The 7,699-nt window shown below is 41.5% G+C and carries 6 protein-coding genes; 2 read left to right on the forward strand and 4 right to left on the reverse strand.

What is annotated here, in order from left to right; genetic code table 11:
* The 3 genes from WS34_RS13590 to WS34_RS13600 all read right to left on the reverse strand — a co-directional run.
* Positions 1 to 1,197, reverse strand: a 1,197-nt coding sequence (locus WS34_RS13590) for a RagB/SusD family nutrient uptake outer membrane protein (protein WP_286693798.1), incomplete at its 3' end; no start/stop codon positions are given.
* Between the two features lie 12 nt (positions 1,198 to 1,209).
* Positions 1,210 to 4,545: a SusC/RagA family TonB-linked outer membrane protein gene (locus WS34_RS13595; RefSeq protein ID WP_046405465.1), complete on the reverse strand. Its 3,336-nt coding sequence runs from the start codon at positions 4,543 to 4,545 to the stop codon at positions 1,210 to 1,212.
* An 86-nt stretch (positions 4,546 to 4,631) separates the two neighbouring features.
* Entirely contained in the window at positions 4,632 to 5,804 is a 1,173-nt protein-coding gene (locus WS34_RS13600) for a FecR family protein (RefSeq protein ID WP_046405466.1), read from the reverse strand.
* A 91-nt stretch (positions 5,805 to 5,895) separates the two neighbouring features.
* On the opposite strand from WS34_RS13600, the gene WS34_RS13605 reads away from it, so the two are divergent.
* A complete protein-coding gene (locus tag WS34_RS13605) occupies positions 5,896 to 6,456 on the forward strand; it encodes an RNA polymerase sigma factor (protein ID WP_013611438.1) in 561 nt (186 codons plus the stop codon).
* Here WS34_RS13605 and WS34_RS13610 read toward each other — a convergent pair.
* Entirely contained in the window at positions 6,393 to 7,019 is a 627-nt protein-coding gene (locus WS34_RS13610; RefSeq protein WP_046405043.1) for a sigma-70 family RNA polymerase sigma factor, read from the reverse strand. The two genes, WS34_RS13605 and WS34_RS13610, sit on opposite strands and share 64 nt — an antisense overlap.
* A gap of 122 nt (positions 7,020 to 7,141) precedes the next feature.
* Between WS34_RS13610 and WS34_RS13615 the strand changes: the two genes are divergently transcribed.
* A complete protein-coding gene (locus WS34_RS13615) occupies positions 7,142 to 7,522 on the forward strand; it encodes a Fic family protein (RefSeq protein ID WP_286693799.1) in 381 nt (126 codons plus the stop codon).
* The last annotated feature ends 177 nt before the right edge of the window (positions 7,523 to 7,699 follow it).

Raw genomic sequence — 7,699 nt, forward strand, 5'->3', positions numbered from 1 at the left:
TTGGCGTAAGGTATTGAAATATTCAAGGGCTTCCTTTTTCGAACCTGCACATTCGGCAGCAATCAGATACATTTCGCTGATACGAAGCAAAGGTTGACGGTTATTGTAACTGGAAGAGACTTGCCATAATTTAGTATTGACATAATAAGAGTCGATAGGTTCGAAATAATAGATATACCGCCAGTCGCTGCCACCGTACAAAGTATTTTCAAAAATTTCGTCCCTCACTTCTGCCTGGGTGACAAGTAAATTACCCACCGTATTGTTTTCGCTTTTTTTCAGGTATGTTTCTGTTATCGTTTCTAATCTCGTATTGTTCAGCATGAGGATACATTCCGTCAGAAAGATTCCGTCACGGTTATCACGGGTCGTTGTCGCTACCTGGCCTTTCTCTACCCACGGATATTTGTGGGAAAGGATTACTTCCGTAGCATTTTTCAGGGCATTGACCTTATCGTTTTTATACAAATAAACACGTGCCATCAGAGCCCGGACTGCGTAATAGTTGAAATGAAAACTCCGGGTTCCCAAAAAAGATGTCGTCGCTTCTCCGGTTCTGACAGGATCGTTTTCTAATAGAAAGGCTGCTTTTTCCAAATCCGTAATTACGGAATCAAGGACTTCAGAAACCGTAGATAACGGAGTTATTTCTTTCGAAATTTTGCTGACATAAGGAATCGCTTTTTCACCGGCCCCGCTCACATAACTTTTGCCAAACAGACGGAGCAGATCGAAATGCAGAAAAGCACGTAATGCATAAGCTTCCCCTTCGTAGATTTTTTCTTCATCGGCTGCAAGAATTCCCCGGTGGTCTTCGATGCCCTGTAACAGAATATTGACGTTGGCGATCGCATTATACATGTTGTTCCAGATGCTGTTGATCACTTCTTCGCTTTTCGGATTGTCATAAACAAAACGATGCAGGTAATAATAAGTTCCGGCTTCCTGATTCCAGTAATATTGTTGTCCCAAAGCGTCCAACATTCCGAAACCGAGATGGGCACCATAAAGTTCTTCCGAACATAAAGCGGTATATACTCCGGTCAATTGATCTTTAAAACCGTTCTTATAACTGAACAGATCGTCATATTTTACTTCCGTACTCGGACTGACATCCAGCCATTCCTGACAGGAAACACTCAACAGGGAAAAGAACAAAATGCCGAGTATATTTTTTGTTTTTTGTATTCGTATCATTGTATTCATCGATTAAAAGGTTGCTTGTAAAGAGAACGAGAAAGTACGGGCGAACGGATAAGTCAACCCGCGTTCTGTTTTCACTGTAGAAGCCCGGAACACATCATCCATATAAAAACTGGCCTTTAATTGTTGCAACCGGCTCTTTTTCAGGAATGCACAATGCCGGAAATCATATCCCACGTTTAAAGATGACAAACGCAATTCGTTCAAATCCTGTACAAAACGGGAACTGGGTTTAGTCAGCCTGTGAGGATTATAAGAAAAATCGACCCGGTCACCCGGTTTTTTCCAAACGGCATTGTAAATTCGTTTGTCGACATTCAGTCCGACATCGGCATTCTCGACCCGGTCGACCAGGGTCTGGTTATAAGTCTGACCGCCGAATTGATAATAAAAAGACATGTTCAGGAAAATTCCCCGGTAATCCATATTTATTCCGAAAGTACCCGAACATTCGGGCATGGCGTCGCCACAAACCACCTGATCCTCGGCTTTCCATTCTGTCGTTGTTTCTCCATCCTTTGTCAGGAAAATCTCATCTCCTGTAGCCGGATCGATACCCAGGGAGCGGACAGCCCAGATAGCATTCATAGACGAACCTTCGATAAAACGGGTCTGGGGTCTGTTGGTATTTCCATCCAATATTTCGTTATCGACCTCGTCGTTGTAACTTCTCAACGCATTCGATATTTTTTTCAACTTATTCGTATTTTTGGCAATAGAGAAAGAAGTACTTAAATAACGGTCGTTTTCCACATCATACAACAAATGGGCATTTAACTTCAATTCCATTCCTTTATTTTCCGTACTTCCGATATTTTCCATATAGCTGGTAAATCCCATAGAAGGAGGAACAGTCAAGGCCAGCAACTGATCTTTGGTTTGCTGCACATAATAATCGTATACAATCATAAGACGTCCCCAGAGATTCAGGTCGAATCCGATATTGTAATCCTGGGTTTTCTGCCATTTCAGGTCATCGTTGGGCAGGGCCATTAAATGAGAACCGATCCAGTTGTCGTAGGCTTGGGTCTGATTGTAACTGAACATGGCTAAAGCCTGATATGGATTGAAGTTCTGGGCTCCGGTATAACCGGTTGAGGCACGTAGTTTAAATTGTTTCAGCCATTCTGCCTGTTCCATAAAATGTTCTTTATGAAAATTCCATCCGATACCTGCCGACCAGAACTGTCCCCACCGTTTATCTTGTCCGAAACGGGAAGACGCACTGGCACGCCAGGACAAATCGGCCAGGTAACGATCGTCGTACGAATAGTTTAAAGCGGACAAAACACCTATTTCACGACTGATGGACTCATTGCCGACAGGAGGATAATCGCTCTTGTTGAATCCGAGACCCGAAGTGATAAAACCGTTCTTGTCATTCGGAAAACCGACCATGGTGAAAGTAACTTCTTCAGAACGGCTTTGTTCCATCTTGTAGTTCAGGTTCAGAAAAAGTTGATGCTTATCTAATAATAAGGAATAATTGGCTGTTATATCCATATTGACATTGCTGCTTTCTCCTTCCAGTTTACTGTATGTGCCTTTTTCAAAAAATTTATCTTCCGAATATCCCAGGAATCTGGTATGTGAGGCCGGATAAAAGTCTTCCCTTGCATTGAGGGTTTTCGATAACCCCAAACGTCCGATAAACTTCAATGCGGTCAAAGCCTGCCATTCGATATAAAAATTATTGGTAATACTGGTATATTTACTGAAATTTTTAGTACCGATAGAAGCATTCCATAGCGGATTCCCGCAGGTTACCCCAACCAGGCCTCCTCCTCCGGTAGAACCGGCAATTTGCTTCAAATCCCCGTTTTCATCATAAGGTGTCCAATAGGGATTCAGTTTTGCATATTCGTCGAAAGAACCATAGGGAGAATCATTGGCCCGGTTAAGAGTGGTACTCAACTGATTTCTGAACAATAAGTCTTTATAACGGTAAGCCAGGGTAATTCCTCCCGTGAACGTTTGCCGGTCTGATCCTTTCATCACCCCCTTGATTTCATTATAAAGCAAGTCTACGCCATAGCGTAAATGTTCGTCTCCTCCATCCAAATACAGAGAATGCCGGTGTCCGATACCGGTATGTAAAGGTTGGGCCAGCCAATCTGTGTCCACGCCGCGTTCTATTTCCGATTTGATCTGGTTCAGATATTGTTCCCAAAACCAGGGATCTGAATAACGGCCGTGTGCCTTATCTACTTCATATTTTTCACGTGCATCACAAAGATTATAACCTGTCAGGTCGGGAATCGTCAGGCTCAGATCTCCTTTGTATGATATCCTCATCTTCCCGGCTTTCGGCTGACGGGTTTCGATGACCACTACGCCATTGGCCGCTTTGGCTCCGTATATTGCTTTGGCTGCGGCATCTTTCAGTAATACAATCGTTTCTACCCGGTTCATATCCAAATCGTAAACTGTTGTAATATCTGTTTCGAAACCGTCCAAAATGAAAAGCGGCTGATTGGGGTTACCATTATAAGTCCCTTTTATATCGGGCATGGATTGTTGTCCACGCAACTGAATTTGGGGGGCTTTGTTCGGATCCGAACCGAAATCATTGTTTTCTATAATATGAAAAGCCGGGTCTAAACTTTTCAGGGATTGTAAAACATTTTGGTTCCCCATTTTCTGTAGTTCTTCTTTCTTTATGGTCGTTGCAGCACCGGTATAACTCTCTGTTTTACGGGTAAAAATACCGGTAACGACAACCTGTTCCATTTCAGTTACGTCGGTTTGCAGGGTCACTTTTATTTCGGATTCGCCTTTATAAGGGACCTCTTTGGTTTGCATGCCGACGAACGAAAATACCAGGACTACATTTTCTTGTGAAGGAAGTGATAATTTAAATTTCCCTTCTGTATCGGTTGCACTTCCCAAAGAAGTCCCTTTTACCAAAACGGTCACTCCGGGTAAGGGTGCTCCATCCGTGTCGGTCACTACGCCGGAAATCGCCAGGGGCTCTACCGGTTGAACGATTTTTTCTGTACTTTTTTTGATGACATACACTCCGTCCACTTTCGAAAAAACAAACCCTGTACCTTCCAGGATTTTGCTCAGTATCACCTCAACAGGTTGATTTACGACTTCAAAATCATTACACTTCCGGTTTCCGATAAGTTGTTTGTTAAATAAAATATCGACACCGGTCTGATCTTTAAATTTAATCAGAACATCATTTAAATTTTCAGATTTCACGGCAAATGTGATCAGTTTGGTGTCATTATCTGCCGCCGCATAAGACAACGAAACAATGAACAGCAAGTACACTGCCGCTAACATTTTTCTTAAGAATTCAGGTAAGAAATACCTGTCAGGTGCTTTTTTTTTCATACATTTGTTATTAGTTCGTTAATATGAATGAATGTGTAGAGAATGCGCTCTAAAGTTTGCCGACTGCAGAAGCATTCTCTATTTTTTTATTTTCTTTTTACAGTAATTGTATGGTGATCGATCTCAAATGTAATATCTGCACTTTCTTCAAAAAAATGCAGTAAAGTCTCAATCTCTCCGTACCGGCTCAAAGAACCCGAAAATTGCAGCTGTTGCAATACCGGATCTTTGAAAACGATTTTTACATTATACCATCTTTCCATATCCCGGGCTATCGATTCCAGGGTTCTGTTTTCAAAACAAAAGCGTTGATCTTTCCAGGCTATTTCATTATATACCTTTACTTTTTCCACAGTAGGTTCACTTTTCCCTTCGGTAAGGCTTAACTGATAGCCGGGCTGAAGTTTCAGTTCTGCTACATGATCGTTACTGAATCCGATGGAGCCTTCCACCAGAGTTGCTTTCAATTGTCTGTCGGCGGAATAACGCTTTACATTAAACTCTGTTCCATAAACTTTTATATTCCCTAAATCTGTTTCGACGATAAAAGGTTTACGGTCATTTTTCACTACATCGAAATAAGCTTCTCCCGATAAAAAAACTCTTCTTTCGTTTCCCACAAAGGCCGTCGGAATTTTCAACCGCGAATCTGAATTTAACCATACCATCGTCCCGTCGCTCAGCTTCACCTGATATTCTCCTCCTATCGGTATAACGATCGTGTGATAATCTGTCCGGGCTTGCTGTTGTTTCATATATCTGATTATTCCGGAATCTTTTTCGACCGTAAAGCCTGCTGTCCGGTAGGATAAAGAATCGCTTAACGAAGCGATATCTACTTTTTCGCCGTTCGGTAGAAGAATAATGGCTTTCCCCTGGCCCGGCAAGATAGATCCGGCAATCCGGTTTGCAGTTTCCATTTCCCGTTTGTCTCTCTTCAACAACATGATCCCTCCACCTACAGTCAGCAGAATCAACAGGCAGGCTACCGAACGGTATACATTCCTCAGTATCTTCCGGCGCCTTACTTTCCGCTTATTCCGGACATAATCGTCAAAACGGACTATCATTTCAGCCACATCGGTATGCAAATCGTAAGTTGTATTGTCCGACGACCAAACCCGGCACATTTTCTCGTAATAGGCTTTATGTCGTATATCCCGGGCCAACCACTTTTGAAAAATGATTTCTTCTTCAGGAGACAATGTTCCGCGGGCGCCTTTCAATAATATTTCCCAACGAATCGAATTTTTTTCCATAGACCACGCTTTCTTTTTTATATAATTAACTTGGAATCTAAAAATGGAGGACACCGTATAATAGAAAAAAATTATCTTTGCCGAAAATATCATGGCAAGAATAGAGCAATACATAGAAAAAAGTAATTTAGGGCTTCGGATAAAAAAAAGAGATCTGGATGCTTTTCATGAATTGTATAAAACTTCGTTTCTGCCTTTGCAGCATTATGCCATGCGTTATCTTTACGACTGGAAACAAGCGGAAGACTTGGTACAGGATGCTTTTCTGTCTTTGTGGGATCACCTGGAAAGATATGATGAAAAACAACCTGTATTTTATTATATGCTCGGTATTATCCGGAATAATTGCCTGAATTATTTGCGGGATTTGGAAATTCAAGGTAAGCATCAGGATAAAATCATCGAAGCGATGTTGTTCTCCGGTATCGAAGATCCGGAAATCGATGAAGATATTCATGAACGTCTGAAAACTATTCTGGATACATTACCTGAAAAACAAAAGGAAGTCGTATTACTTCATATTGTCGAGAAGAAAAAGATCAAAGAAATTGCAACACAGATGGATATTGCAGAAACTACAGTGAAGACTCATTTCAAACGGGCCATGGCGATATTGCGGAATAATCTCAAACTTGTACTTTTCGGCGTATAGTGCGGTTGCAGGAATTTTGCCCGGCAGAAGGCCATTAAACCTTTCAGCCTTTCCTTCAATATTTGTTTCCCCCGTTTTTTGTGTGCTTTGACAGAATCGACGGTTAATCCGAGTTGTTCGGCAATTTCTTCATTGGAGAATTCCTGTAAAGTCAGTTCGTAAATTTTCCGCACAGGGTCGGAGAGTTCCCCGATCATTTTTTGCAGATGATAGTATACCTCTTCGCGGATGATATTGTTCAGGAAAAAACTTTCTTCTTCCACCGAAATACTCAGATAATGTTCTTGTGCCCGCTGACGGCGCAGGAAATTGAGGGCCCTGTTTTTTACGGACAGGAACAAAAACGATTTGAGGGCAACGGGGGTGTTGAACCGGAGACGCCGGCTGTATAGTTCCAGAATGATATCCTGCACGATGTCTTCGGCCACCTCTTTATCTTTTATATATTTCATGGCAAATACACACAACATCTGGTAATATTCATCAAAAAGAATCCGGTAGGCTTCTTCTTTTCCGGCGTGTAATTGTTCGATCCATTTAGGGACAGGATATTGTGACGACATCGGATGATTGTTTCAATTTGTTAAGACATGTCCTAATTTCAGGTAAAAGTAGGAAATAAAAATAGATGAAAGAATATCTGTCGTTAATTTTTCCATAAGGAGAAGGGAGTTTGTTATCGGTTATGGCAAATCAGCGGAAAAATTATTATGAAACATTGGAAAAAATACAAAAGTCGGATTTAGATATAACTGCATGGTTGGAATGGTTCCTTGCCTGTCTGGAGGCGGCATTGCTTCACGCTGAAAAATCAGTGGGCACGGTTTTGCGGAAAGCCGCTTTTTGGAATAAATACCGGGAGATTTCCATGAATGACCGTCAAATCAAAATGGTAAATTTGCTTTGGGACGGTTTTGAGGGTAAACTGACTTCTTCCAAATGGGGAAAAATTACCAAATGTTCTGCTGATACGGCATTACGTGATATACAGGCTTTGATGGCGAAAGGGATATTGCGTAAAACCGATGAAGGAGGGCGGAGTACCCATTATGAATTGATTTTTTAAATGTTTGCGGAGAATATACTTTATATTCTCCGCATTTCTTGCGTTGAATAGGTTCTTCTCCCTACTTTTTATTTTTTCTTCCCACTTATTGAAGTGTCATCGATAGATTTACGGTAAGCCTCTATGTCGTGGGTAAGGTTTTTAATCATAGTGGATGTCATAAACTCTCTGAAGATA

This window comes from Odoribacter sp. N15.MGS-14 (assembly GCF_000980245.1).
GTDB lineage: Bacteria > Bacteroidota > Bacteroidia > Bacteroidales > Marinifilaceae > Odoribacter > Odoribacter splanchnicus.